This window comes from Comamonas sp. B21-038 (genome assembly GCF_022387135.1).
In the GTDB taxonomy this organism is placed as follows: domain Bacteria; phylum Pseudomonadota; class Gammaproteobacteria; order Burkholderiales; family Burkholderiaceae_C; genus Comamonas; species Comamonas sediminis.
In genome coordinates, this window is the sequence record NZ_CP092462.1 from 2,791,341 (window position 1) to 2,817,426 (window position 26,086).

The following is a 26,086-nucleotide window of genomic DNA, read 5'->3' on the forward strand; positions in this document are numbered from 1 at the left end:
GCCAAACCCTCACGCGGGGTTTGGCAACGCATCACCGGGGAATCACTCAAACAGTGCGGCCACCTGGCTGTCCCCGCTGGCCATGCGCTGCAGCAGCAAGGCTTCGGCCAGCGCAAAGTCATCCGGAAAGGTGACCTTGAAGTTGAAACTGCTGCCCGGCACCAGGCGGGGCTGCAAGCCCAGCGCCTCGATGGCACTGGCCTCATCGGTCACATCGTTGCAACGCTCCAGCGCTTCGAGCAGCGTACCGATGCGGAACATCTGCGGCGTCTGCGCCAGCCATTTGTCCACCCGTGGCAAGGTGCTGCTGACCCGGCTTTGGCCATGGACATCGGTGGCCGCTGCCTTGAGTGTATCGGGCAATGGCAGTGCCAGCAGGCCACCCACCTCATCGGCCGCACATTCCTGCATCAGCTGTTCGATCTGGCCGGGCTTGATCAGGCAGCGCGCCGCATCATGCACCAGCACCCAGTCATGGGGCTGGGCACCCAGGCCCGAGTCACCCAGCAAGCTGCGCAGGCCGCCGGCTACCGTATCGGCCCGGCTGGGGCCACCGCAGGGGCTGATCGCAAAGCCTGGCCGCTGGTAACGCTGCAAAAAGTCATCGCCGGGGCTGACACCCACCAGCACGCCCGACAGCGGCTTGGCCGCAATGAAGGCGGCCAGGGTGTGCAACACCAGCGGCCAACCTGCCACCTCCTGGTATTGCTTGGGCACATGGGCCGGTCGGTTGGCATCCACCGCCCGGGCACCCACGCCGGCACAGGGCAAAAAGGCCCAGAACCTGGCCACCACCTCCTGCCGCATCTGGCCCAGCGCCTGGGTCTGGGCGCCCGGGTCGGCAGGCGGCACCGTTGCGGGCACCGTCAGCGGCGCAGCCACGTCGGGTGCGGCCCTGGGTACAGCAGGGATCAATTCGTTGCGGACGGTCTGGTTCATGGGGGTATTTTAGAATGCAGAGGTCGCATGGGGCTGTCAGCCAGACCCGTGATGGAGGGTTCCGCTGCAAAAGAGGCCTTGCGCCTCCACCCGGTCCGCACCCCTGGTTTGGGGCGTGGATTCAGCAGCAGAACCCTGGAAATTTTTAGAACTTGGTGTGGTCAGGTGCGCCCATTGGGCGCGCTTGGCTTTGATAGGCCCAGGCGCGGCATGCCGCCCTGGGCTGTAGTCCGTCTATGGACTGGTTGTAGACCCCCTATGGAACTCCCCAAACTCACCGCCGGAAAACGTTTTCAGCTGCCCATGCCCCCCGGCAGCGCCGATGCCTTGCTGCTCGCCACCTTGGCCACGCGGGAGGCGGCCGGCCAGCGCGTCACCGCGATCATCACCGCCGATGCGGGCGATGCCCACCGTCTGCAGGACGAACTGGCTTTTTTCGCACCTGAGCTGCGCGTCGCACTCTTTCCCGACTGGGAAACCCTGCCCTATGACACCTTCTCGCCGCACCAGGACCTGATCAGCGAGCGGCTGGCGGCACTGTGGCGCATCAGCCAGGGCGAGGCCGATGTGGTGCTGATCCCCGCCACCACGGCGCTGTACCGCCTCGCCCCCCCGTCCTTCCTGGCGGGCTACACCTTTGCGTTCAAGGCCGGGCAAAAGTTGGACGAGGCACGCCTCAAGGCCCAGCTCACGCTGGCGGGCTACAACCATGTCTCCCAGGTGGTGAGCCATGGCGAATACTCGGTGCGCGGCGGCCTGATCGATCTCTACCCGATGGGCTCGCTCGTGCCCTACCGGGTTGATCTGTTCGATGACGAGATCGACTCGATCCGCACCTTTGACCCCGACACCCAGCGCAGCCTCTACCCGGTCAAGGATGTGCGCCTGCTGCCCGGGCGTGAGTTCCCGATGGACGACGAGGCCCGCGCGCGCTTTCGCAACAAGTGGCGCGAGATGCTCGAAGGCGACCCCACCAAGAGCCGCATCTACAAAGACATGGGCAACGGCGTGGCCACGGCCGGCATCGAGTACTACCTGCCGCTGTTCTTTGACGAGACCGCGACCGTGTTCGACTACCTGGGCAGCCAGGCCACCGTGGTGCTGCATGGCGATATCGAGCCGGCCTTCCAGCGCTTTTGGCAAGATACGCGCGACCGCTACCGCCTGGTGCAGGGCGACCCGGAGCGCCCGGTGCTGCCGCCCGACAGCCTGTTCCTGAGCCCCGACCAGTTCTACGCCACCGCCAAGCAGATGGCCCAGCTGTCGCTGCGCCCGCAATTGGAAGATGTGGAGCACAGCGCCATCTTCCAGAAGCTGGGCGATCTGGCCGTGGTGCGCGGCGCCGAAGACCCGCTGGCCAAGCTGCAGCAGCACATTGCCCAGCGCCAGGCCCGTACCTTGCTGCTGGCCGAAAGCGATGGCCGGCGCGAGAGCCTGCTCGACTTCTTCCGTGCCAGCGGCCTCAACCCGCCGGCCTTTGACTCGCTGGCCGAGTTCCAGCAGACCACCGACGAGCCCGTCGGCATCGCCACTGCGGCGCTGGCCAAGGGCTTTCGCTGGGCCGAGCAAGGCATTGACTTTGTCACCGAGACCGAGCTGTTTGCCGCCACCGGCGGTGCCCGCCGCAAGCGCCGCCAAGAGCAGGCCAGCGATGTCGAGGCACTGATCAAGGACTTGTCCGAGCTGAAGGTGGGCGACCCGGTCGTCCATGCCCAGCACGGCATCGGCCGCTACCATGGCCTGATCAACATGGATGTGGGCCAGAAGAACCCCGATGGCACACCGGCGCTGCAGGAGTTCCTGCACCTGGAATATGCCGACAAGGCCGTGCTCTATGTGCCGGTCAGCCAGCTCGCACAGATCAGCCGCTACACCGGCGTATCGGCCGAAGAGGCCCCGCTGCACAAGCTGGGCAGCGGCCAGTGGGAAAAAGCGCGCCGCAAGGCCGCCGAGCAGGTACGCGACACTGCTGCCGAGCTGCTCAACATCTACGCGCGCCGCGCGGCCCGCGAAGGCCATGCCTTCCGCTACAGCCCGCAGGACTATGAACAGTTCGCCAATGACTTCGGCTTTGAGGAAACCGCCGACCAGCGCGCCGCCATCCATGCGGTGATCCAGGACATGATCTCGCCCCAGCCCATGGACCGCCTGGTCTGCGGCGATGTGGGCTTTGGCAAGACCGAAGTCGCCTTGCGGGCCGCCTTTGTGGCGGTCACCGGTGGCAAGCAGGTGGCCCTGCTCGCCCCCACCACCTTGCTGGCCGAGCAGCACTACCAGACCCTGGCCGACCGCTTCTCCAAGTGGCCGATCAAGGTGGCGCTGGTGTCGCGCTTTCGCTCGGGCAAGGAGGTCAGCACGACCATCAAGGGCCTGGACGACGGCACCGTCGACATCGTCGTCGGCACCCACAAGCTGCTGTCTGAAAAAACCCAGTTCAAGAACCTGGGCCTGCTGATCATCGATGAAGAGCACCGCTTTGGCGTGCGCCACAAAGAGGCGATGAAGGCCATGCGTGCCGAGGTCGATGTGCTTACGCTCACGGCCACCCCGATCCCGCGCACCATGGGCATGGCGCTCGATGGCCTGCGCGATCTGTCGGTGATCGCCACCGCGCCGCAGCGCCGCCTTGCGATCAAGACCTTTGTGCGCAGCGAAGGCACCGGCGTGATCCGCGAAGCCGTGCTGCGCGAGCTCAAGCGGGGCGGCCAGTGCTACTTTCTGCACAACGAGGTCGAGACCATCGAGAACCGCCGCCAGAAGCTCGAAGAGATCCTGCCCGAGGCCCGCATTGCCGTCGCCCACGGCCAGATGCCCGAGCGTGAGCTCGAACGCGTGATGCGCGACTTTGTGGCCCAGCGCTACAACATCCTGCTGTGCTCGACCATCATCGAGACCGGCATCGACGTGCCCAGCGCCAACACCATCATCATCAGCCGCGCCGACAAGTTTGGTCTGGCGCAGCTGCACCAGCTGCGCGGCCGCGTGGGCCGCAGCTACCACCAGGCCTATGCCTATCTGATGGTGCCCGACCTGGACGGCCTGACCAAGCAGGCCGCGCAACGCCTCGAAGCCATCCAGCAGATGGAGGAGCTGGGCAGCGGCTTTTACCTGGCCATGCATGACCTGGAAATCCGGGGCGCCGGCGAAGTGCTGGGCGACAACCAGAGCGGCAACATGATGGAGATCGGCTACCAGCTCTACAACGAGATGCTGTCCGAGGCCGTGCGCAGCCTGAAGGAAGGCAAGGAGCCCGACCTGCTCAGCCCCCTGTCTGCCGCCACCGACATCAACCTGCACGCCCCCGCGCTGCTGCCCAACGACTACTGCGGCGATGTGCACCTGCGCCTGTCGTTCTACAAAAAGCTGGCCACCGCCAAGACCAGCGACCAGATCGACAACCTGCTCGAAGAGATCGTGGACCGCTTCGGCAAGCTGCCGCCGCAGGCCCAGACCTTGGTCGATGTGCACCGCCTGCGCGTGCTCTGCGAGCCCTTTGGTGTGCAGAAGGTCGATGCCGCGCCCGGCGTGATCAATATCACCTTCTACCCTAACCCGCCGATCGAGCCGATGACCATCATCAGCCTGATCCAGAAGAACAAGGCCATCAAGCTGGCCGGCAACGACAAGCTGCGCATCGAGCGCGCCCTGCCCGAGGTCAAGGACCGCGTGCAGATGGTGCGCGATGTGGTGCGCAGCCTGGGCAAGCCGGTGGCGGCAGCCGCTGCGGCTACGGCCTGAGCGGCCTGTCTGAACCCGCCCGTTTATCATTCCCCCTACTCTCACCCCTGTAAAGCTCCCATGAGTGCCTCCACCGAATTCGCCCCCGGCCTGACCCTCCAGAACCTGGCCACGCCGCAAAAGCTGTCTGACTACAAGCTGATCGCGTTCGACATGGACTCGACCCTGATCACCATCGAGTGCATTGACGAGATCGCCGACATCACCGGCAAGAAGGCCGAGGTCGCGGCGATCACCGAAGCGGCGATGCGCGGCGAGATCACCGACTACAAGGACAGCCTGCGCCAGCGCATGGCCTTGCTGCAGGGCGTGCCCATGGCCTCGATCGAGCGGGTGCTGCAAGAGCGCCTGACCCTGACTCCCGGCGCCAAGACCCTGGTCGATGCGGCGCATGCTGCCGGCCTCAAGGTGCTGCTGGTCTCGGGCGGCTTCACCTTCTTTGCCGACCATGTCAAAAGCCTGCTGGGCATCGACTTTGTGCGTGCCAACCGCTTCGAGGTCAAGGACGGCCAGCTGACCGGCAGCCTCATCGACCAGAGCTGGGGCGATATCTGCGACGGCGAGGAAAAGCGCAACACCGTGCTGGGCCTGGCGTCGCTGATGGGCATCGAGCCCGAGCAGGTGATTGCCGTGGGCGATGGCAGCAATGACCTGCCGATGATGCGTGCCGTGGGCCTGTCGGTCGCGTTCCACGCCAAGCCGCGCGTGCGCGCCGAGGCCAAGGTGGCGATCAACACCGGCGGGCTGGACCGCCTGCTCGAAGTGCTGGGCTGATGGCCTTCCGAGCCACCGGGATCACAACGGGAGCCAGATGCTCCCGTTTTTCTTTCCGCCCCAGCCACTGGGCCAACCCACCTAAAACCCCAACACCCAACCCCAGCTTAGGCAGCGCGCGCTGCCGCGAAGGCGCAAGCGCCCTACACTCGGTCCCTTGCATGTAACACCAAGTGAAGCGCTATGAACACCCGCTCCTGGCTGGAAAAGCTGGTCGCATTCGACACCACCAGCCGCAACTCCAACCTCGCCCTTATCGAAACCGTGCGTGATGCACTGGCCCACCAGGGTCTGAAGGTCGAGCTGATCCACTCCCCCGAGGGCGACAAGGCCAACCTGTTCGCCACCCTGCCGGCCGATGACGGCAGCACCCAGGGGGGCATCGTGCTGTCGGGCCACACCGATGTGGTGCCGGTCGATGGCCAGAACTGGGACAGCGATCCGTTCACGCTGACTGAAAAAGAAGGCCGTCTGTACGGCCGTGGCAGTGCCGACATGAAGGGCTATATCGCCGCATCGATCGCGCTGGTGCCCGAGTTCATCGCGATGCCGCGCAAGAAGCCGATCCACCTGGCCTTGTCCTATGACGAGGAAGTGGGCTGCGCCGGCGCCCCGGTGATGCTGCGCGCCTTGAAGGCACGCGGCCAGCAGGCCGATGGCTGCGTGGTGGGCGAGCCCACCAGCATGCAGGTGGTGGTCGCGCACAAGGGCATCAACCTGTACCGCTGCAAGGTGCACGGCAAGGCAGCGCATTCGTCGCTGACCCCCAAGGGCTGCAATGCCATTGAATACGCCGCGCGCCTGATCTGCCACATCCGCGATGTGGCCGACCAGTTCAAGGCCAATGGCCCCTACGACGAGTTCTACGATGTGCCGTTCACGACCATGACGACCAACCAGATCTCGGGCGGTATCGCGGTCAACACCATCCCCGAGCTGTGCGAGTTCAACTACGAGTTCCGCAACCTGCCCGGCATGACGGCCGAGAGCATCCAGGCCAAGGTGCAAAGCTATGTCACCGGCGAGCTGCTGCCACGCATGCGCCGCGAGTTTGCCGATGCCCGCATCGACATCGAAACCGGCCCTGCCGCCCCGGCGCTGGAAGCCAGCGAGCAAGCTGCCATCACCGCGCTGGTGCGTGCGCTGACTGCCGACCAGGCCACGCGCAAGGTGGCCTATGGCACCGAAGCCGGCCTGTTCCAGAACCTGGGCATCCCCACCGTGGTCTGCGGCCCGGGCAATATCGAGCAGGCCCACAAGCCCAATGAGTTTGTCGAGATCAGCCAGCTCGAGGCCTGCGAGCGCTTTCTGCGCAAGCTGGGCCAGTCGCTCTGATTTAAAATACGCACTGCGGCCGCAAGGCCTGCCACCGAGCCCACCCTGCCCCAGGGTGGGCTTTTTATCTTCTGCCAGAAACCGGCGCCAGCGGGCACCGCTGCAGCCTTCACGTACCATTGCGCCCATGAGCACCCAATACGAAGCCCTCAAAGCCCCCGAGCTGTACCTCAGCGCCTTCCAGGTGGAGCCGCCTGCAGAGATGGGCGAGCGCAAGATGACGCCGCGCCGGCCCGGCTTCTTCATCACCAACAGCCTGACGGGCGCCACCGATGCCGAGAACGCGGCGCGCAAGGCGGCAGTGGCCGAGCAGGCCGCTGCAGAGGCAGCAGCGGGCGGCGCCCTCGCTGCTACCGAGCCCGCACCCGCCGCTGCGCCGGCGGCCACAGCCCGCCTGCTGGTGCCCGCGCAATGGGGCCTGGTGCCGCACTGGGTCAAGTCCGCCTCCGATGGCCAGCTGCGCGCCACCAAACTGGTGAACGTGAAATCCGACAATGCATCGACCAGCACCGCCTTTCGCGATGCCTGGCTGAACAACCAGCGCTGCATCGTGCCGATGATGGCGTTTGTCACCGACGACTACCGCACCGGCAAGGCCAAGCCCACGCGCATTGCCCGGGTCGATGGCCTGCCGATGGGCGTCGCCGGCATCTGGTCCCGCTGGACCGATGACGACGGCACCGAGCTGCTGAGCTATGCGATCATCACCGTCAACGCCAATGCCCATGCGCTGATGAACCGCTACCAGCAGCCCGGCAACGACAAGACCATGCCCGCCATCCTGAACGAAGGCGCCTATGACGCCTGGCTGCGTTCATCGGCCTACAAGGCCAAGGAATTTCTGCGCGCCTACCCCGCGCAAAAGCTGCTGGCCAACCCGGTCGAGAAGGGCCGCAAGAACCCGCTGGGCATCTGATTGCCGCTGCCCGCCGCGCTAGCCACGCGGATGGTGCTGGCTGTGCAGCACCTTGAGGCGCTCGCGCGCCACATGGGTGTAGATGGTGGTGGTGGAGATATCGGCATGGCCCAGCAGCAGCTGCACCACCCGCAAATCGGCGCCATGGTTGAGCAAATGCGTGGCAAAGGCGTGGCGCAAGGTGTGGGGTGACAGCGGCGCGGTGATGCCGGCGCGCTGCGCATATTTCTTCACGATCATCCAGAAGGCGACCCGCGTCATGCCGCTGCCGCGCTGGGTCACAAACAGGTCCGCGCTTTGCCGCCCGGCCAGAATGGCAGGCCGGCTCTCGGCCAGGTACTGCTCCAGCCACTGCTGGGCCACCTGGCCAAAGGGCACCAGCCGCTCCTTGCTGCCTTTGCCCACCACGCGCACGATGCCATCGGCCAGGCTCAGCTGCACGCTTTGCAGCTCGACCAATTCGGACACGCGCAGGCCGCTGGCATACATCAGCTCCAGCATCGCGCGGTCGCGCAGGCCCAGCGGGTTGCCGGCGTCGGGCGCTTCCAGCAGGGCATCGACCATGGCCGAGGTCATCGTCTTGGGCACCCGCAGCGGCTGGCGCGCCGCCAGCATGCGCAGGGTGGGATCGGCGCTGATCAGCGACTCGCGCAGCGCCCAATGGAAGAAGCGCCGCAGCACCGTCAGGCGCCGGTTGGCCGTGCTGGACTTGTCACCCATGCGGGTGGCAAAAAAGGCCTGCAGCTGGGCCTCATCGCTGCGCTCCAGCGCCTGGCCTGGGTGCTCCTGCGCGAGCCACTGGCCGTACAGCACCAGGTCGCGCCGGTAGGCCGCCAAGGTGTTGCGCGCCAGGCCGTCTTCCAGCCACACCGCATCGATGAAGCGGTCGATCACCGGCTGCGCCGCAGCGGCGCCGCCGGGCGTGGCAGAGGGGGTGGATGCAGAGCGGGGAGAGCGAGCCATGCCCGGCATCATGGCATGAAAAAAGCCGCCGGCTTGCGCGGGCGGCTGGGGACTTGGGAAGCGGCGGTCAGTCCAGCTTCAGGTCCTGCTTCTTCACGACGTCCTTGTAGACGTCGAACTCGGCCTTGATCTGCTCGGCGAACTGCTCGGGCGTGTTGCCCACCACCAGCGAGCCGGTGTCCTCGATGCGCTTTTTCACCGCAGGGTCAGCCAGCACCTTCTTGGTGGCGGCATTGATGCGGTCCACCACATCCTTGGAGACGCCCTTGGGCGCGAGGATGCCGTAGAAAGCCATGCGGTTCACCGGCTCCAGGCCCACTTCCTTGAAGGTCGGCACATTGGGCAGTACGGCCAGGCGCTCAGGCGCGGCGACGACGATGGGCACCAGGCGGTTGTCCTTGACGAAAGGCAGGGTCGAGGGCAGGTTATCCAGGATCATGTTGACCTGGCCGGCCACCGTGTCATTGAGCGCAGGGCCCGCACCACGGTAGGCGATGTGGGTCATCTGGATGCCGGTAAGGCTCTTGTACAGCTCCATCAGCATGTGCTGGATGCCGCCGGTGCCCGAGGACGAGTAGGCGTACTTGTTGGGGTTCTTCTTGAGTTCGGCCTCGAACTCCTTGTAGTCCTTGGCCGGGAACTTCGGGTTCACCGCAATGATGTTGGGCGTGGCCGCCACATTGATGATGGGCGTGAAGTCCTTGATCGGGTCGTAGGAGATCTTGGGGTTGATCGCGGGGTTGGTTGCCACCGTCGAGACGGTGGCAATGCCCAGCGTGTAGCCATCGGCCGCAGCGCGCACCGTTTCCACCGCGCCGATGGTGCCGCCAGCACCACCCTTGTTGTCCACCACCACGGGCTGGCCCAGCTCCTTGCCCAGGGGGTCGGCGATCACGCGCGCAATGATATCGGTGGTGCCGCCAGCTGCAAAAGGAACGATCAGGCGAATGGGCTTGTTAGGGTATTTTGTATCGGCCAGAGCGCCAGTGCTCAAGGTGGCTGCGGCAGCAGCGATCAAGGTCAGGCCCACGAGAGAGCGACGTTGCATGATGAATCTCCTCATTAGAAATGGTGTGGCCGTGGTTCGCCTGCCGGGGTCACCCGCATGGCGCACGGCCACTGAATGCTTTTTCAGCACAGCGCGTTTATACCGGATTAATACGGCCGCCACCGTGCTGCAACCGCACAAAAGGCGCGTGATTTCCCTAGTGAGAACACGCGCCTTGAGGCAGAACAGACCAGGAATGGCGGATCAATCCAGCTGGATGCCCTGCTTGTCCACCACTGCCTTGTAGGCGGCGTATTCGTCTTTCATCTGCTGGGCAAACACTTCAGGCGTGGTGCCCAGGATGTCCGAGCCAGTCTCTGCGATGCGCTTTTGCACGTTCGGGTCTTCCAGCGCCTTTTTGGTGGCCGCGTTGACCTTGTCCACAATCTCCTTGGGCAGGTTCTTGGGGCCGACGATGCCGTAATAGGCACTGCGGTTGACGACAGGCGCGCCCACTTCAGTAAACGTGGGGATGGATTCCAGGCCCGCTACGCGTTTGGGCGCCGCCACGACGATGGCGCGCAGGCGCTTGTCGCGGATAAAGGGGTAGGCCGAGGGCAGGTTGTCAAAAATCATGTTGACCTGGCCGGCGACCGTGTCGTTCAAGGCCGGGCCGCCGCCCCGGTAGGGAATGTGCACCACATTCACACCGGTTTCGGACTTGAGCATTTCCATCAGCAAATGGGCAATGCTGCCCGTGCCGGGGGTGGCATACGAGTACTTGCCGGGGTTCTTCTTGAGCTCGGCAATGAACTCCTGGTAGTTGGTGGCCGGAAAGCTGGGGTGCACGGCAATCACATTGGGCGTGGCCGCCACATTGATGATGGGCGTGAAATCGCGCTGCACGTTGTAGGGCATCTTGGGGTTGACGGCCGGGTTGGTGGCTGTCGTCGATACCGTCGCAATGCTCAGGGTGTAACCGTCGGGCTGGGCACGTGCGGCTTCGGCTGCGCCCACGGTGCCACCACCACCGCTCTTGTTGTCCACCACCACCGGCTGGCCCAGCGCCTTGGACAGCGGCTCGGAGATGACCCGCGCCACGATATCGGTGGTGCCACCTGCGGCAAAGGGCACGATCAGGCGGATGGGCTTGTTCGGATAGGGGTCAGCGGCCAGGGCAGCGCTGCTGCCCAGTGCCAGTGCCAGGGCCAGGCACAGTCGGCGGTTCATCATCGTGGAGCTCTCCTCGGATCTAATGTGTGTGTGCAGGCCAGGAACGCCCACAGCGACGGCATGTATGTAGCCTCCATGCTAGCGGTGTTGGCCGGCTGTTCTGCCCCAAAGCGCGCGGCCGATGGCCCGTGTTTTCCCGCATCGGGGCCGCAGATAGCGCAATCGGCAACTGCTTTGGCAGGGCTTGCACCCCGGCATGCGCAGGACCTTCTCACGGTGGCGACAGCCACAGCGCCGCCGCGCTCGCCCTTCCGCTATGCTTGCGCCGGTGAACTACGCCCAACTGCTTTTCCCCGATTTCTCGCTGATCCTGATTGGCTACCTGGTCTGCCGCTACACGGCACTGAACCGGGCCATCTGGCAGCCGGTGGAAAGCCTGGTGTACTACTTCCTCTTCCCCACCTTGCTGTTCTATTCGATCATCCGCAGCCCGATCGACTGGCAAGGCACCTCCAGCCTGATGCTGGCCGGCGTGGCCACCGGCCTGGTTGCCATCGCGATGACCTACACCCTGCCGCACTGGCCCTGGCTGGGCAAGCGGGTGGACCACCGCGATGCCGCCGCCAGCGCGCAGATCGCCTTTCGCTTCAACTCCTTCATCGGCCTGGCGCTGGCCGACCGGCTGGCCGGCCCCCCAGGTCTGCAGCTGATCTCGGTGCTGATCGGCGTCTGTGTGCCCATGTTCAATATTGCCGCCGTCTACCCGATGGCCCGGGGCTCCCAGCATGGCTTCATGCGCGAGCTGCTGCGCAACCCGCTGATCGTTGCCACGCTCACCGCACTGGTCTGCAATCTGCTGGGTCTGCGCCTGCCCGCCATCGTCGAGCCCACGGTGGCCCGCATCGGCCAGGCTTCGATCGTGCTGGGCCTGATGTCGGCAGGCGCCGGCATGCAGCTGGGGCTGCTGGCGCGCGGCAAGCTGCTCAGCGCCTCGGTGCTGGCCATCCGCCACTTTGTCACGCCGCTGATGGCGCTGTGCATGGCGCACTGGCTGGCGCTGTCGGCCCAGCAGGCCGCCATCTTGCTGGTCTTCTCGGCGCTGCCCACCGCATCCACCTGCTATGTGCTGGCCGCCCGCATGGGCTACAACGGCGCCTATGTGGCCGGACTCGTCACCCTGTCGACCCTCTGCGGCGTGGCCAGTCTGCCGTTTGCGCTCAGCCTGCTGGATGCCTGGCCGGTTTAACAACGCGTTCAGCGAGGGCCATCGGTTAAGCTCGGCGGCTATGCAGAAAACCTGTGACACCGCCCGCCGCCATAGCCTCCGGCGCCTGGCCCTCCTCCCCCTTTGGGGCCTGACCACTGCCGGGCTGGCCGCCTGCAGCAAGAAAGCCCCGCTCGCTACCGCGCTGCCCGCCGGAGCCACCGTGCTGGCGCTGGGCGATTCGCTGACCCAGGGCGTGGGCGCCAGCGCCGCCCAGTCCTATCCGCAGTTGCTGGCCGAGCGTACCGGCTGGAATGTCATCAATGCCGGCATCTCCGGCGAGACCAGCAGCCAGATTGCGCAGCGCCTGCCGCAGTTGCTGCGGGCCCACCAACCGGCGCTGGTGATTGTTTGCGCCGGCGGCAATGACTGGCTGCGCCGCCAAAGCGCGCAAGCGGCCCAGGCACAGATCGCCAGCATGCTGCAGCAGTGCAAGGCGCAGAACATTCCGGTGTTGCTGGTCGCCGTGCCCGAGTTCAACATGGCCGCAGCATTGACGGGCCGCGTGCAGGACCACCCCATTTATGAAGCGCTGGCCAAGGAGGAGCAGGTGCCGCTGCTCGCCAAGGCCTGGAGCGAGGTGCTGGCCAATGACGCCATGCGCGCCGACCAGGTGCATGCCAATGCCGCAGGCTATGCGCGCTTTACCGAATTGCTGGTCGCGCAGCTCAAGGCTTCGGGCTTTTTCAACGGCTGATCATGGAGCCCGCCCTCAGGCGTTACGCTGGCCCAGCCCCCAGGCCACATGTTCGCGCACCACGGCGCTGTCGTGGTCCGCACGGCTGTGCAGCGCCTGGGCGTAGCGCGCATCGCCGGTCTCGCGCCAGGCATTGCCCAGGGCCACGGCGATATTGCGCAGCCAGCGCTCATGGCCGATACGGCGTATGGGGCTGCCTTCGGTGATGCGCAGGAACGTGGCCTCGTCCCACGCAAACAGATGGGGCAGCTGCTGGTCCATCAGCGCGCCGCGCGCATCAAAATCGGGCAGCACCGCACGCTGGGCAAACTTGTTCCAGGGGCAGGCCAACTGGCAGTCGTCGCAGCCATAGATGCGGTTGCCCATGGGCGCGCGGAACGCCTCCGGAATGGCGCCATCGAGCTCGATCGTCAGGTAAGAGATACAGCGCCGCGCGTCGATGGAGTGCGGGGCAATGATGGCCGCCGTCGGGCAGGCATCGATGCAGGACGTGCACTGGCCGCAGTGCGCCGTCACCGGTGCGGTGGCGGGCAAGGCGATGTTGACAAAGATCTCGCCGAGAAAAAACATCGAACCGGCATCGCGGCTCAGCACCAACGTGTGCTTGCCGCGCCAGCCCTGGCCGCTGCGGCTGGCCAGCTCGGCCTCCAGTACGGGGGCTGAATCGGTGAACGCGCGGTGCGCCAGCTGGTGCCCGCCCAGCGCCGCATCAATACGCTCGGCCAGCTTTTGCAGCCGGTTGCGCAGCACCTTGTGGTAATCGCGCCCCCGGGCATAGATGCTGACCAGGCCCTCGCCAGGCCTGGCATGGCGCTCCCACTCCAGCCGCTGCCAGTCGGCAGGGGTGTTTTGCGGCAGATAATCCATGCGTGCTGTAATCACGCTGAGCGTGCCGGGCACCAGCTCCGCCGGCCGGGCACGCTTGAGGCCATGGGCCTGCATGTAATGCATCTCGCCATGGAAACCTTTTTCCAGCCACTGCATCAATCCAGTTTCCGCCGTCGACAGATCCACGCCTGCCACGCCGATCTGGGAAAATCCCAGCTCCAGCGCCCAGTCGTTGATCTGTTGGATAAAGGTGGGATCAGCGGCGTCCATGTACTGCCATTGTAAAAAACCTGAGGGCCCGCGCGGCCCGGGAACGACATTTTGAACGCTACTGCCAGCCCCTCCTATCCTTCGCTCCAAGGTGTCTGGAAAGACGAGCGCGATACGGAAGCCTTTGCCGCTCGCCTGGCTGCGCAGCCAGCACTGTCCAATGTTTACCTAACTTTGCATGGCGATCTGGGCGCGGGAAAAACCACCCTGGTGCGTCACCTGCTGCGCGCCCTGGGCGTGCAGGGCCGCATCAAGAGCCCCACCTACGCGGTGGTCGAACCGCATGAGGGACGCGATTTCCCCATCTGGCACTTTGACTTCTACCGTTTCGATGATCCGCGCGAGTGGGAAGACGCCGGCTTCCGGGATATTTTTGCCAGCCCCGGCCTGAAAGTGGCAGAATGGCCGCAGAAGGCTGCAGCGGTAACACCTATTGCCGATGTAGCTATCAGTATTGAAGCAATCAACGAATCAGAACGCCAGGTGCATCTGCAGGCCTTCACCCCGGCAGGTGCCTCCATCGTCCAAGGGTTTTCAGCGTGAGCGACACCCCGAAATATCTCCCCGCCTCTGCCCCCTTCACCCCTGCTGACGGCGCGTCCGCCAGCCACCCCGGTCTGTCGCGCCGCGATGTGCTGCGCGGTGGCAGTCTGGTGCTGCTGCTGGGCAGCAGCCATCTGGCCTTTGGTGCCAGCATCGTCGCAGTTCGCCTCTGGCCCTCGAAGGACTACACCCGCGTCACGATCGAGTCGGACACGCCGCTCAAGACCGAGCAGCGCTTTGTGCCCGAGCCGCCGCGCCTGGCCGTCGATATCGAGGGCATCGACCTCAACCCGGCCCTGCGCGAGCTGGTGGCCAAGGTCCGCTCGGACGATCCCAATATCGCCGGCATCCGCGTCGGCCAGAACTCGCCCAATGTCGTGCGGCTGGTGATCGACCTCAAGCAGGAAGCCAAGCCCCAGGTCTTTACGTTGAAGCCGGTCGCCCCCTACCAGCACCGCCTGGTGCTTGACCTCTACCCCGCCCGGCCCACCGATCCGCTCGAGAGCCTGATCACCGAGCGCATGATGGAAAACAGCCACAGCGCCGTGGCCGCCGCACCGGCACCGGTGCCCCCACCGGCTGCCGGCAGCAGCCTGCCGCCCTCGGTGGCCGCTGCGATTGCCGGCGACCCGCCGGCACCCGCCGCGCTGGGCACCGTGGTGGCGGCCGCCCCATCGGTAGCCGCCACGGCCCAGACCGCCGACCCCCTGGCCGAGCTGATTGCCAAGAGCGGCAACCGCCCCGTCGCCCCACCCGCCCCGGTCGCGCCGCCGCCCACGGTCGTGGCTGCTGCTCCGCCTCCACCGCCCCCTGCACCGCCGCCACCCAGTCCACCGCCGGCACGCGGCCGGCCCGCCTCGCGAACCGACCGCCTGATCATCGTGGCGCTCGATCCCGGCCACGGTGGTGAAGACCCGGGCGCTACCGGCCCCAGCGGCACCCGCGAAAAAGACATCGTGCTCAAGATTGGGCACATGCTGCGCGAGCGCATCAACAACAGCAGCGTCGGCGGCAACCCGATGCGTGCGTTCATGACGCGCGACGCCGACTTTTTTGTGCCCCTCAACACCCGGGTCGAAAAGGCCCGCCGCGTGCAGGCCGATCTGTTCATCAGCATCCATGCCGATGCGTTTACCAAGCCGTCGGCCAATGGTGCGAGCGTGTTTGCACTGAGCGAGCGCGGCGCCACCAGCTCGGCCGCGCGCTGGCTGGCCAACAAGGAAAACCAGGCCGACATGGTCGGTGGCCTGAACGTGGCCGGTGTGGGCAACAGCGATGCCCATGTGCAGCGCGCGCTGCTCGACATGAGCACCACCGCCCAGATCAACGACAGCCTCAAGCTCGGCACCCATGTGCTGGGCCAGCTGGGCCAGTTTGCGCGCTTGCACAAGCCCCGTGTGGAGCAAGCCGGTTTTGCGGTATTGAAGGCGCCTGACATCCCCAGCGTGCTGGTCGAGACCGCCTTCATCAGCAACCCCGAGGAAGAAGCCAAGCTGCGCAGCACCGCCTACCAAAACCAGCTGGCCGATGCCATCATGCGCGGCATCCAGGCGTACTTCGCGAAGAACCCGCCGCTGGCGCGCAACCGCACGGTCTGACCGTCGCTCCCGCTTTTCCAGCACAAAAAAAGGGACCGCCTCGGCGGTCCCTTCGTCATTGTGCAATCGCGGATCAAACGGGGCCGGCAGCCTTCTCGTTCTTGCCGGCGCGCCAGGCGCCAAAGATGGCCAGCAGGCCGGGCACGAGGATCAGGCCCCAGATGATCTTTTCCAGGTTGGCCTTGACCCACGGCAGGTTGCCAAAGAAATAGCCTGCAGCACAAATGCCAAACACCCAGATCGCCGCGCCCACCAGGTTGTAGATGACGAACTTGGTGCGGTTCATGTTCGCGACCCCGGCCACAAACGGCGCAAAGGTGCGGATGAAAGGCATGAAGCGCGCCAGGATGATGGTGATGCCGCCGTAACGCTCGTAAAACGCATGGGCCTTGTCAAAGGCCTTGCGGTTGAACCAGCGCGAGTTCTCCCACTTGAAGACCTTGGGCCCTAAATGGTGGCCGATCTGGTAATTGCACTGGTCGCCGAGGAAGGCCGCCGCAAACAGCAGCGCAGTCGCCAGCGGAAAGCTCATCAAGCCGGCACCGCACATCGCGCCGACGATGAACAGCAGCGAATCGCCAGGCAGAAAGGGCATCACCACGACACCCGTCTCGACAAAGACGATCAGAAACAGCAGCGCATAGACCCACATGCCATAGGTCGTCACAAAGGCTTCCAGGTACTTGTCGACATGCAGGATGAAGTCGATCAGATGCATGCCTGCATCGATGAACCAGCTGAAAAATTCCAAAACACAACCTCTCTACAGAAAAACCGCAGCGGCCTGGAGACCCTGCGGCAAACCATGTTGTTGCCACCTGCGCTGTGCTGGGCACTGCAGTCCCCAAGTGGCCATTGAACACTTTACCCCGAATGCCAGGCGGCTTTGCCTAAAATCCCTGCATGACCGCAGATACCGCACCCGCCACCCTTGACCCGGCAGACGCCACCGACGACGCTTTGACGCCTGCAGCCCACAGTGCAGAACGGGCCGCGCCTGCGCGCCGTCCCATCCAGGATCTGCCCGATGAACTGGTCAGCCAGATTGCGGCCGGCGAGGTGGTGGAACGGCCCGCCTCCGTGGTGCGTGAGCTGGTTGACAACGCGCTCGATGCCGGGGCGACCAGCATCACGGTGCGCCTGCTCGCCGGTGGCGTGCGGCTGATTACCGTCGAAGACGATGGCTGCGGCATTCCGCGCGAGGAGCTGCCCATTGCGCTGCGCCGCCATGCCACCAGCAAGATCCGCAACCTGCATGACCTGGAGTCGGTAGCGACGATGGGATTCCGGGGCGAGGCGCTGGCGGCCATTGCGTCGGTGTCGGAGATGAGCGTGCTCTCGCGCCCCGCCCAGCAGGAGAGCGCCTACCTGCTCGATGCCCGCAGTGGCGAGCTGCGCCCCGCCGCCCGCAACCCCGGCACCACAATGGAGGTCAAGGAACTGTTCTTCAGCACGCCTGCGCGGCGCAAGTTCTTGAAGACCGATGCCACCGAGCTGGCCCATTGTGTGGAAGCCGTGCGCCGCCATGCGCTCACCCGCCCGGGCGTGGGCTTTGCGATATGGCATGAGGGCAAGCTGGTGGAGCAGTGGCGCGCCACCCTGCCGCCCCGCAGCGATGAAGACCAGCACGACGAAGCCGCCTGGCAGCAGTTGGAGCAGCGGGCGATGGACAAGCGCCTGGCCGATGTGCTGGGCCCCGATTTTCTCGAACAGTCGATTGTCGTGAACTACCAGGCCGGCCATGTGCAGGTGCGCGGCCGCGCCGGCCTGCCCGATGCGGCGCGCTCGCGTGCCGACCAGCAGTTCTGCTACGTCAACGGCCGCTTTGTGCGCGACAAGGTGCTCACCCACGCGGCGCGCGCCGCCTATGAAGACGTGCTGCACGGCCACCGCCAGCCCGTCTATGCGCTCTACATCAGCCTCGATCCGATGCGGGTCGATGTGAACGTGCACCCGACCAAGATCGAGGTGCGCTTTCGCGATAGCCGCGAGGTGCACCAGGCGGTGCTGCATGGCGTGGAGAACGCGCTCGCCGCGCCACGCGCGCAGCAGCTGCTGGATGCTGCAGCCGCCACACCCACACCCACACCCACACCCACAGCCGCTGCTGCAGGCCAGCCGACCGCGTTGCCCGGCCAGGCCTATGCGCCCGCACCCCAGGCGCAGACTGCCATGCGCTTTGAGGCCCCACCCCGTGTCAACGGCCTGCAGGCGTTGCAGCAAACGGCTGCACTCTGGGGCCAGGCTGGCGGCACGGCAGCAGCGGATAATGCATTGGCCGGCAGCACAGCGACCAGCACGCCCACCAGCATCGATGCCACGCCCTGGCAGGTGCAGGAAGCCAGCCCACGCTGGAACCCGCAACCGGCCGCTGGCGCGATGGCCGCCGGCGCCCCGCTGGTGCCCACCCTGCCTCCGGAGTCTGCCGACAACCCCTGGCCGCTGGGCCGCGCCGTGGCGCAAATCCATGGCGTCTACATCCTGGCGGAAAACGCCCAGGGCATGGTCATTGTCGACATGCATGCAGCGCATGAGCGCATCGTCTATGAACGCCTCAAAAGCCAGTTGGACGATGGCGATGCCAGCAGCGCCATTGCCAGCCAGCCGCTGCTGATTCCCGCGACCTTCTCGGCCACGCCGGAAGAGGTCGCCACGGCCGAAGACCACAGCGAAACGCTGGCCCAGTTGGGCCTGGAGGTGGTGCCCTTCTCGCCCAAGACCCTGGCCGTGCGCGCGACGCCCACCACATTGGCCCAGGGCAACCCGGTGGAGCTGGCGCGCAGCGTGCTGGCCGAGCTCGCGCAGCACGATGCCAGCACCGTGGTACAGCGCGCCCGCAACGAGATCCTGGGGACGATGGCCTGCCACGGCGCCGTGCGCGCCAACCGGCAACTGACCATCGACGAGATGAACGCATTGCTGCGCGATATGGAACACACCGAACGCTCCGACCAGTGCAACCATGGCCGCCCCACGTGGCGGCAGCTCAGCATGAAGGAGCTGGACGCGTTGTTCTTGCGCGGCCGATAAACCATACCGCAGCGCTGCAAACGACAAAAAGGAAGCCGAGGCTTCCTTTTTTTATGGATGCAGCGGTGTCAGATCAGTGCGCCGCCGATGCCGCCTCCGATCCGCCACCGCCCTGGCCCTTCTTGGGGCCCTTGGCCAGCCAGACCAGCGGGATCAGCAGCAGGAACAGCATCGACGAGGCCCAGAAAATATCATTGGCCGCCAGCATGAAGGCCTGCTGGTTGACCAGCTGGTCGACCCGGGCCAACGCCTGCTGCAAAGTCAGCCCCGAAGCCTGCAGGCCTTGCACCACCTGCGCAGTGGGGCCGTCGCCCAGGCTGATGTGCTCGACCAGTTGCGCATGGTGCAAGGTCGCGCGGCGCTCCCACAAGGTGGTGGCGACCGAGGTACCCACCGCACCGGCGGTGATCCGCACAAAGTTCGACAGGCCCGACGCGCTGGGCATTTTCTCGGGCGGGATGTCGCTCAAGGTGATGGTCATCAGCGGGATGAAAAAGCCAGCCATGGCCGCGCCCTGCACGATGGTCGGGATCATGATCGTCGTCAGGTCCACCTGGGTGTTGAAGCGCGAGCGCATCCACATCACCAGACCGAACACGATGAACGAGGCCGTCGCATAGCGCCGGGGATCGACCTTGTGGATGGTCTTGCCCACCACCGGCGAGAGCACCAGCGCCAGCAAACCCACCGGCGCCAGCACCAGACCGGCATCGGTGGCGGTATAGCCCATGAACTGCTGCAGCCACAACGGCAGCAGCACCACGTTGCCAAAGAACAGGCCATAGCCCACCGAGATGGCCAGGGTGCCGGCCCAGAAATTGCGGTTCTTGAACAGGCGCAGGTCCACCACCGGGTGCTTGTCGCCCAGCTCCCAGATCAGGAAGTACAAGAGGCCGACGACCGCAATCACCGCACAGGCGACCACCATCGGCGACTGGAACCAGTCATGCTCCTTGCCGATGTCCAGCATGATCTGCATCGCCGAGACCCAGACCACCAGCAGCCCCAGCCCAATCGCATCGATAGGCAAGGCCTTGCGGGCCGAATCCCGGTTGCGGAAGATCGCCCAGGTGGCGCCCACGGACAGCATGCCGACGGGCACATTGATGTAGAAGATCCACGGCCAGGACATGTTGTCGGTGATCCAGCCGCCGAGCAACGGGCCCATCACCGGCGCGATCAAGGTCGTCATCGACCAGAAGGCCATCGCCGTGCCCGCCATCGCGCGCGGGTAACTGGCCAGCAGCAACGACTGCGACAGCGGAATCATCGGCCCGGCGACAAAGCCCTGCAGGATGCGGAAGGCGATCAAGGTTGTCATGTTCGGCGCCAGGCCGCAGAGCCACGACGAGATCACGAACAAGGTCACGCTGAGCATGAACAGCCGCACCTGGCCAAAGCGCATCGACAGCCAGCCGGTCAGCGGCACCGAGATCGCATTGGCCACGGCAAAGCTGGTGATCACCCAGGTGCCCTGGTTGGCGCTGACGCCCAGGTCACCGGCAATGGCCGGCAGCGACACGTTCGCGATCGACGTGTCCAGCACATTCATGAACACCGCAGCCGAGAGCGCCAGGGTGCCGATGAGGCGCGCCGATCCTTCGAGCGGCGGGTGGGGTAACGGAGGATTGGAAGTTGCCATAACGCATCCTTGGGCCGCCCGGTGGGCAGGCCCTGGTCAAAACAAGGGGCGCTTACAGCTTCTTGCCGGCATTGCTGGCGATCACTTGTGCAATCACTGCATCGGCGCCTTCGTCCTGCACGTCATACACATTGGTTTGCACCAGCGGCTCCTTGCGCGGCACATCGGCCAGCAGCTTGCCGTCCTGGTTCTGGATGTCCACATCCACCAGCATCGACAGGCCTACGCGCAGCGGATGCGCTTGCACCTGCTGGGGATCGAGCGCTATGCGCACCGGCACGCGCTGCACCACCTTGATCCAGTTGCCGGTGGCGTTTTGCGCGGGCAGCAGCGAGAAAGCCGAGCCCGTACCCACACCCAGCCCTTCGACGGTGCCGCTGTACTCGATCTTCTTGCCGTAGAGGTCGGCCGTCATCTTGACGGGCTGGCCCAGGCGCAGGTTGCGCAGCTGGTTTTCCTTGAAGTTGGCCTCCACCCAGAGCTGGTTCATCGGCACCACGGTCATCAGCGGCGTGCCGGGAGCCACGCGCTGGCCGACCTGCACCGAGCGCTTGCCCACCACGCCCGAGACGGGCGAGACCAGCTCATTGCGCTGCATGGCCAGGTAGGCCTCGCGCACCTTGGCTGCAGCGGCCTGCACATTGGGGTGGTCGTTCACGCTGATGCCTTCGGTCAGCGACTGGTTGCTGGCCAGCTGCTCGCGGGCCGTGTTGACGGCGGCCTGCGCAGCGTTGACGGCCGCCTGCGCGGCATCCACCTGGCTTTGCGCATGGCTCAGCTCTTCCTTCGATACTGCGCCATTGCCGGTCAGTGCCTGGCGGCGCTTGAAGTCGCTTTGCGCACGGACCAGGTCATTCTTGGCCTTGGCCACTTCGGCCTGGCGCTGCGCGATCTGTGCAGTGTAGGAGCCATTGTTCACATACAAGGTGCGCACCTGGCGCACGGCCTGGGCCAGGTTCGCCTTGGCCTGTTCGAAAGCCACCTTGGCGTCGGCGGGATCGAGGCGCACCAGCGCCTGGCCTTCCTTCACATAGTCGGTGTCATCGGCCAGGATGGACTGCACGGTGCCGGCGGTCTGCGGCGCGATCTGCACCAGATTGCCCTGCACATAGGCGTTGTCGGTTTCTTCGAAGTGGCTGTTGACCATCCAGTCGTAGATGCCATAGGCGGCGCCCAGCACGACGACGAGGCCGGTCAGGCGCAGCAGCCATTTTTTGCGGGGCTGGGCAGCGGGCGCCTCAGGGGCAGCAGGCGCAGCGGAGGGAGAAACGGAGGTGTTGTTGTTCGACATGGTGTTGCGTAGCGAGTTATATGACGAGAGGCCTGGCCTTCAAGGTCTTGCTTATGTGTGTTGCACGCGAGGTGGGCAGGTCAGCTCTTGGCGCTGTCCATCGGGGTGTTGGTCTGGGTGGAGGCGTTGCTGTCCGGGATGGCGAGGCTGTCGCTGCTGTCACTGCTGTGGGTCTGCTCCTGGTAGCCGCCACCCAAAGCCTGGGCCAGGGCGGCATTGCTCGACAGAATGCGGGCCTCGACATCCACCATCTGCTGGCGCTGGGTCAGCACATTGGTCTCGGCCGCCAGCACATTCAGGTAGGTGCCCAGGCCTGCGGCATAGCGCTGGTTGGCAATATCGAGCGCGCTTTGTGCGGCATCGGCGGCGCGGCGCTGCTCGGGCAGCTGTGCATGGGCAGAGCGGGCACTGGCGACCTGGTCGGCCACGTCATGCACCGCCGTGATCACCGCCTGGTTGTAGGCCTGCACGGCCAGCTCATAGTCGGCCGATTTGCCGCTCAGGTTCGCACGCAGACGGCCCGAATCAAAGATCGGCAGGCTCAGCGCCGGGCCCACGCCCCATTCGCGCGCACTGCCCTTGGCAAAGTTGTTGAAGCCGATGCTCGACAGACCCAGGAAGGCAGTCAGGTCGATATCGGGATAGAACTCGGCCTTGGCCTGGCGAATGCCTTGCTCGGCGGCCTCGACCCGCCAGCGCGCGGCCACGATATCGGCCCGGCGCCCCAGCAGGTTGGACGACAGCTGCACCGGAAAGCGCGGCAGGCTCAGCTGCGCAATGGGAGACGCCACCAGTTCCTGGGCCCGTGCCGGCTGGCCCATCAGCGCAGCCAGCGCGTTCTGCGCCAGCTGCTTTTGCTCACGCACTTGCAGCAGCTGCACCTTGGCCTGGGGCACACCGCTCTCGCTTTGGCGCACCTCCAACGTGGTGTCCAGGCCCGCGTCATAGCGGTCACGCACCAGTTGCAAGGTGTGGGCGCGCTGGTCGATGGCGCGCACGGCCACCTCTTCCTGCGCCTGCAGGCGTGACAGCTGCACATAGGCCAGCACCATGTTGCTGGTCAGCAGCACGCGGGCGGCGTCCATGTCGGCCTGGGCGGCACGGGCCGAGCCCACGGCAGCATCCAGCGCTGCGCGGTGCTTGCCAAACAGGTCCAGCGACCAGCTGCTGTTGATGCGCGCCTCGGCCGTGCTGTAGTTGTTGCCCGCCAGCGGCGGCGGAACCAAGCCGTTGGCCGGCGCATGGTTGCGCGTGGCACTGGCCTGGCCGTTGACCTGCGGGCCCAGGGCCGATTCACTGACCTGCGCCAGCGACCAGGCCTTGCGGATGCGCGCCTGCGCTGATTGCAGGTTGGGGCTGTCCGCCAGCGCAGTGTCGATCAGCGCGTTGAGCTGGGCGTCGCCCAGGCCCTTCCACCACTGCGCATCGACCGGGGCCACGGCCGCGGCCTGGTCCGCCGCTGACGGCTCGGTGAGCAGGCCTACGGACTGCGGCGAGCGCAGCTGCGCATGGGTATCGATGCCGCGCATATCGGCGCATCCGGCGATGAACGTGGTGGCAGCCAGCGCAATGGCTGACAGGGCCAGCCGACGATCGGCGCCCACAAATGAAAAACTGCTGGTCATAGTGCCCTCTCCTTGCCGGGCTGGAGTGCGGAGTTGTCGGAGTTGTCGGAGTGGTCTGTGGGGTCACCGGCGCAGCCATCCGGGGGCAGGCACATGTCCACCGACAAGGTGTTGGGCATGGCCTCGTAGATGCGGCGCAGGTAACCGTGGAACTGGGTCAATTCATCGGGCGACAAGGGGCTGAGCGCGGCGCTGTTAACGCCCTTGACGATGTCGGGCACCTGCCTCGCTGCGGCCAGGCCCTCTTCGGTCAGGCGCAGGCTGACCACGCGGCGGTCGTCGGTGGAGCGCTCGCGCTCGATGATGCCCTTGTCGACCAGGCGGTCGACCAGGCGCGTCATTGCGCCCGGGGTCTGCAGGGTACGGCGGGCCAGGTCCGCCGAGGTATGGGCCTTGCCGCTGGCCAGATGCAACACCGGAATCCACTGCGCCTGCGTCAGGCCCAGCGGCTCCATGCGGCGGTCCACCTCGGCACGGACCACGGTGGAGATGATGCGCATCAACCAGCAGGGGAAATCCACCGGCCGAATGGCTTCAATCTCAGGATATCCGCCTGCCAGCGCTTCTCGGTCCTCGCCAGCAGACGCGGTGTTTTCCTGGTGCGAATCGGTCATGCCGCAGGGCCTCTCTGAAATTGTTTACAAGGCAATGATTATCCAATCATTCATTGCCTAGGCAATTGTTGAAAAGGAAAAGACCACAACCGGCACACAGATTTGTTGCACTGCAGTGCTCTGGGTGACAGCAGGCCCGCTCCGCTGCACAGCCCCATTTCAGGGCATTGCAGCAGGTCCGCAGCCCCGTCAGCAGCTTCCCAAAGCACCAAAGCAGTGCAATGGACTGGCTTATCAGGATCATCCCATGTGGGTTTTATGCATTAACGCATGCAGATTCGGCATAATGTCGGTTTTCGGCGCGATGGCGCACCATCGCTGTGCACACCGGAGCCTGCGCACAACTTCTGTGCAAGCCGGCCCTAGACCTTGAAAGTTTGTCCATGCAACACCAATCCCTGGCCCAGTTTCTCGCTTATGTCGAACAGCGCAACCCCGGCCAGCCCGAGTTCTTGCAGGCCGTGACCGAAGTCATGGAAAGCCTCTGGCCCTTCATCGAGAAGAACCCCCGCTACGCCCAGCACAGCCTGCTCGAACGCCTGGTGGAGCCCGAGCGCGTGGTGAGCTTCCGCGTCAGCTGGGTGGATGACAAGGGCGTGGTCCAGGTCAACCGTGGCTACCGCATCCAGCACAGCATGGCCATCGGCCCTTACAAGGGCGGTCTGCGCTTCCACCCGTCGGTCAACCTGTCGGTGCTCAAGTTCCTCGCGTTTGAGCAGACCTTCAAGAACGCGCTGACCACGTTGCCGATGGGCGGCGGCAAGGGCGGCTCGGACTTCGACCCCAAGGGCAAGAGCGATGCAGAAGTAATGCGCTTCTGCCAGGCCTTCATCTCCGAACTGTTCCGCCATGTGGGCTCGGACACCGACGTGCCAGCCGGCGATATCGGCGTGGGCGGCCGGGAAGTGGCCTTCATGGCCGGCATGTACAAGAAGCTGGCCAACCGCGCCGATTGCGTGTTCACCGGCAAGGGCCTGGCCTTTGGCGGCTCGCTGATCCGCCCCGAAGCCACCGGCTTTGGCACCGTCTACTTCGCGCAGGAAATGCTCAAGACCCGTGGCAAGAGCTTCGATGGCCTGACGGTCTCGGTCTCGGGTTCGGGCAACGTGGCGCAGTTCGCCATCGACAAGGCCATGGCGCTGGGCGCCAAGGTGGTGTCGGCCTCCGACTCCTCGGGCACCATCTACGACGCTGCCGGTTTTGACGGCGACAAGCTGGTCAAGCTGATGGACATCAAGAACAAGCAATACGGCCGCGTCAGCGACTACGCCAAGCAAGTGCCCGGCGTGGAGTACTACGAAGGCAAGACCCCGTGGTTCATCAAGGCCGATGTGGCGCTGCCCTGCGCGACCCAGAACGAGCTGGAACTGTCCGACGCCCAGACCCTGATCGCCAACGGCGTGCTCTGCGTGGCCGAAGGTGCCAACATGCCTTGCACCATCGAAGCGGCCAAGGCCTTTGAAAAGGCCGGTGTGCTCTACGCACCCGGCAAGGCATCGAACGCCGGCGGCGTCGCTACCTCGGGCCTGGAGATGAGCCAGAACGCGCTGCGCCTGAGCTGGCCTGCTGCCGAAGTTGACCAGCGCCTGTTCGAGATCATGGAAGGCATCCACTCGGCCTGCGTCAAGTACGGCCAGCGCGACGACGGCACGGTGAGCTACATCGATGGCGCCAACATCGCCGGCTTTGTGAAGGTGGCCGACGCCATGCTGGCCCAAGGTGTGCTGTAATCGGCCTGCGCCTGATTGCCCCACCCCAAGGAGCCGCAAGGCTCCTTTTTTCATGGGTCCGCAGGCGCGCGCCTCTCCCCCGTTCCGCCGCAGCAGCCGCCGTTTGGTGCCGGCTGCCGCTGCCCTGA

General features: G+C 65.4%; 20 protein-coding genes. 10 read left to right on the top strand and 10 right to left on the bottom strand.

Annotated features, from left to right (window positions below):
• Positions 1 to 42 precede the first annotated feature (42 nt).
• Positions 43 to 939 (bottom strand): IspD/TarI family cytidylyltransferase, encoded by an 897-nt coding sequence (locus MJ205_RS12770; protein ID WP_373450682.1) that lies wholly within the window; start codon positions 937 to 939, stop codon positions 43 to 45.
• Positions 940 to 1,197: 258 nt separating this feature from the next.
• Between MJ205_RS12770 and mfd the strand changes: the two genes are divergently transcribed.
• The 4 genes from mfd (at position 1,198) to MJ205_RS12790 (ending at position 7,702) form a co-directional block, all read left to right on the top strand.
• The gene (gene mfd, locus MJ205_RS12775; protein ID WP_239808814.1) at positions 1,198 to 4,677 is read left to right on the top strand and encodes a transcription-repair coupling factor; all 3,480 of its coding nucleotides are present in this window, start codon (positions 1,198 to 1,200) and stop codon (positions 4,675 to 4,677) included.
• Positions 4,678 to 4,737: 60 nt separating this feature from the next.
• Complete coding sequence (gene serB / locus MJ205_RS12780; protein ID WP_239808815.1) at positions 4,738 to 5,451, top strand: phosphoserine phosphatase SerB; 714 nt, start codon at positions 4,738 to 4,740, stop codon at positions 5,449 to 5,451.
• Positions 5,452 to 5,634: 183 nt separating this feature from the next.
• Entirely contained in the window at positions 5,635 to 6,786 is a 1,152-nt protein-coding gene (argE, locus tag MJ205_RS12785) for an acetylornithine deacetylase (protein ID WP_239808816.1), read from the top strand.
• Positions 6,787 to 6,913: 127 nt separating this feature from the next.
• Positions 6,914 to 7,702 (top strand): SOS response-associated peptidase, encoded by a 789-nt coding sequence (locus tag MJ205_RS12790; RefSeq protein ID WP_239808817.1) that lies wholly within the window; start codon positions 6,914 to 6,916, stop codon positions 7,700 to 7,702.
• An 18-nt stretch (positions 7,703 to 7,720) separates the two neighbouring features.
• On the opposite strand, the gene xerD is transcribed toward MJ205_RS12790, so the two are convergent.
• From xerD to MJ205_RS12805, 3 genes are all read right to left on the bottom strand, one after another.
• On the bottom strand, positions 7,721 to 8,665 hold the full coding sequence (gene xerD / locus MJ205_RS12795; RefSeq protein ID WP_239808818.1) for a site-specific tyrosine recombinase XerD: 945 nt from the start codon (positions 8,663 to 8,665) through the stop codon (positions 7,721 to 7,723).
• Positions 8,666 to 8,732: 67 nt separating this feature from the next.
• A complete protein-coding gene (locus tag MJ205_RS12800) occupies positions 8,733 to 9,713 on the bottom strand; it encodes a tripartite tricarboxylate transporter substrate binding protein BugE (protein ID WP_027011016.1) in 981 nt (326 codons plus the stop codon).
• A gap of 204 nt (positions 9,714 to 9,917) precedes the next feature.
• Positions 9,918 to 10,883 (bottom strand): tripartite tricarboxylate transporter substrate binding protein BugE, encoded by a 966-nt coding sequence (locus MJ205_RS12805; protein WP_239812740.1) that lies wholly within the window; start codon positions 10,881 to 10,883, stop codon positions 9,918 to 9,920.
• Between the two features lie 259 nt (positions 10,884 to 11,142).
• Here MJ205_RS12805 and MJ205_RS12810 point away from each other — a divergent pair, with 259 nt between their 5' ends.
• Together MJ205_RS12810 and MJ205_RS12815 are read left to right on the top strand one after the other, a co-directional pair.
• Positions 11,143 to 12,072, top strand: a complete 930-nt coding sequence (locus MJ205_RS12810; RefSeq protein WP_239808819.1) for an AEC family transporter — start codon at positions 11,143 to 11,145, stop codon at positions 12,070 to 12,072.
• 40 nt (positions 12,073 to 12,112) lie between these two features.
• Entirely contained in the window at positions 12,113 to 12,787 is a 675-nt protein-coding gene (locus MJ205_RS12815) for a DUF459 domain-containing protein (protein WP_239808820.1), read from the top strand.
• 15 nt (positions 12,788 to 12,802) lie between these two features.
• Here MJ205_RS12815 and queG read toward each other — a convergent pair whose 3' ends face one another.
• Positions 12,803 to 13,852 (bottom strand): tRNA epoxyqueuosine(34) reductase QueG, encoded by a 1,050-nt coding sequence (queG, locus tag MJ205_RS12820; protein WP_239812741.1) that lies wholly within the window; start codon positions 13,850 to 13,852, stop codon positions 12,803 to 12,805.
• Positions 13,853 to 13,936: 84 nt separating this feature from the next.
• On the opposite strand from queG, the gene tsaE reads away from it, so the two are divergent.
• Positions 13,937 to 14,428, top strand: a complete 492-nt coding sequence (tsaE, locus tag MJ205_RS12825) for a tRNA (adenosine(37)-N6)-threonylcarbamoyltransferase complex ATPase subunit type 1 TsaE (protein WP_239808821.1) — start codon at positions 13,937 to 13,939, stop codon at positions 14,426 to 14,428.
• Positions 14,425 to 16,026, top strand: a complete 1,602-nt coding sequence (locus tag MJ205_RS12830; protein WP_446715027.1) for an N-acetylmuramoyl-L-alanine amidase — start codon at positions 14,425 to 14,427, stop codon at positions 16,024 to 16,026. The genes tsaE and MJ205_RS12830 overlap by 4 nt, the downstream gene beginning before the upstream one ends.
• Positions 16,027 to 16,099: 73 nt before the next feature.
• On the opposite strand, the gene MJ205_RS12835 is transcribed toward MJ205_RS12830, so the two are convergent.
• A complete protein-coding gene (locus tag MJ205_RS12835; protein WP_239812743.1) occupies positions 16,100 to 16,744 on the bottom strand; it encodes a VTT domain-containing protein in 645 nt (214 codons plus the stop codon).
• A gap of 185 nt (positions 16,745 to 16,929) precedes the next feature.
• On the opposite strand from MJ205_RS12835, the gene mutL reads away from it, so the two are divergent.
• Positions 16,930 to 19,056 (top strand): DNA mismatch repair endonuclease MutL, encoded by a 2,127-nt coding sequence (gene mutL, locus MJ205_RS12840; protein ID WP_239808822.1) that lies wholly within the window; start codon positions 16,930 to 16,932, stop codon positions 19,054 to 19,056.
• A gap of 73 nt (positions 19,057 to 19,129) precedes the next feature.
• On the opposite strand, the gene MJ205_RS12845 is transcribed toward mutL, so the two are convergent.
• From MJ205_RS12845 to MJ205_RS12860, 4 genes are all read right to left on the bottom strand, one after another.
• Positions 19,130 to 20,698, bottom strand: coding sequence for a DHA2 family efflux MFS transporter permease subunit (locus MJ205_RS12845; RefSeq protein WP_239808823.1), 1,569 nt, complete (start codon positions 20,696 to 20,698; stop codon positions 19,130 to 19,132).
• A gap of 52 nt (positions 20,699 to 20,750) precedes the next feature.
• Positions 20,751 to 21,989, bottom strand: coding sequence for an HlyD family secretion protein (locus tag MJ205_RS12850; RefSeq protein ID WP_239808824.1), 1,239 nt, complete (start codon positions 21,987 to 21,989; stop codon positions 20,751 to 20,753).
• 80 nt (positions 21,990 to 22,069) lie between these two features.
• The gene (locus MJ205_RS12855) at positions 22,070 to 23,614 is read right to left on the bottom strand and encodes an efflux transporter outer membrane subunit (RefSeq protein ID WP_239808825.1); all 1,545 of its coding nucleotides are present in this window, start codon (positions 23,612 to 23,614) and stop codon (positions 22,070 to 22,072) included.
• Positions 23,611 to 24,228, bottom strand: a complete 618-nt coding sequence (locus tag MJ205_RS12860) for a MarR family winged helix-turn-helix transcriptional regulator (RefSeq protein WP_239808826.1) — start codon at positions 24,226 to 24,228, stop codon at positions 23,611 to 23,613. The genes MJ205_RS12855 and MJ205_RS12860 overlap by 4 nt, the downstream gene beginning before the upstream one ends.
• 383 nt (positions 24,229 to 24,611) lie before the next feature.
• Here MJ205_RS12860 and gdhA point away from each other — a divergent pair, with 383 nt between their 5' ends.
• Complete coding sequence (gene gdhA, locus MJ205_RS12865) at positions 24,612 to 25,958, top strand: NADP-specific glutamate dehydrogenase (RefSeq protein ID WP_239808827.1); 1,347 nt, start codon at positions 24,612 to 24,614, stop codon at positions 25,956 to 25,958.
• The last annotated feature ends 128 nt before the right edge of the window (positions 25,959 to 26,086 follow it).

Coding starts and splice junctions, on each gene's coding strand:
- MJ205_RS12770 (WP_373450682.1), bottom strand. CDS start 939: ATGAACCAGACCGTCCGCAACGAATTGATCCCTGCTGTACCCAGGGCC.
- mfd (WP_239808814.1), top strand. CDS start 1,198: ATGGAACTCCCCAAACTCACCGCCGGAAAACGTTTTCAGCTGCCCATG.
- serB (WP_239808815.1), top strand. CDS start 4,738: ATGAGTGCCTCCACCGAATTCGCCCCCGGCCTGACCCTCCAGAACCTG.
- argE (WP_239808816.1), top strand. CDS start 5,635: ATGAACACCCGCTCCTGGCTGGAAAAGCTGGTCGCATTCGACACCACC.
- MJ205_RS12790 (WP_239808817.1), top strand. CDS start 6,914: ATGAGCACCCAATACGAAGCCCTCAAAGCCCCCGAGCTGTACCTCAGC.
- xerD (WP_239808818.1), bottom strand. CDS start 8,665: ATGGCTCGCTCTCCCCGCTCTGCATCCACCCCCTCTGCCACGCCCGGC.
- MJ205_RS12800 (WP_027011016.1), bottom strand. CDS start 9,713: ATGCAACGTCGCTCTCTCGTGGGCCTGACCTTGATCGCTGCTGCCGCA.
- MJ205_RS12805 (WP_239812740.1), bottom strand. CDS start 10,883: ATGAACCGCCGACTGTGCCTGGCCCTGGCACTGGCACTGGGCAGCAGC.
- MJ205_RS12810 (WP_239808819.1), top strand. CDS start 11,143: ATGCTTGCGCCGGTGAACTACGCCCAACTGCTTTTCCCCGATTTCTCG.
- MJ205_RS12815 (WP_239808820.1), top strand. CDS start 12,113: ATGCAGAAAACCTGTGACACCGCCCGCCGCCATAGCCTCCGGCGCCTG.
- MJ205_RS12835 (WP_239812743.1), bottom strand. CDS start 16,744: ATGCATCTGATCGACTTCATCCTGCATGTCGACAAGTACCTGGAAGCC.
- mutL (WP_239808822.1), top strand. CDS start 16,930: ATGACCGCAGATACCGCACCCGCCACCCTTGACCCGGCAGACGCCACC.
- MJ205_RS12845 (WP_239808823.1), bottom strand. CDS start 20,698: ATGGCAACTTCCAATCCTCCGTTACCCCACCCGCCGCTCGAAGGATCG.
- MJ205_RS12850 (WP_239808824.1), bottom strand. CDS start 21,989: ATGTCGAACAACAACACCTCCGTTTCTCCCTCCGCTGCGCCTGCTGCC.
- MJ205_RS12855 (WP_239808825.1), bottom strand. CDS start 23,614: ATGACCAGCAGTTTTTCATTTGTGGGCGCCGATCGTCGGCTGGCCCTG.
- MJ205_RS12860 (WP_239808826.1), bottom strand. CDS start 24,228: ATGACCGATTCGCACCAGGAAAACACCGCGTCTGCTGGCGAGGACCGA.
- gdhA (WP_239808827.1), top strand. CDS start 24,612: ATGCAACACCAATCCCTGGCCCAGTTTCTCGCTTATGTCGAACAGCGC.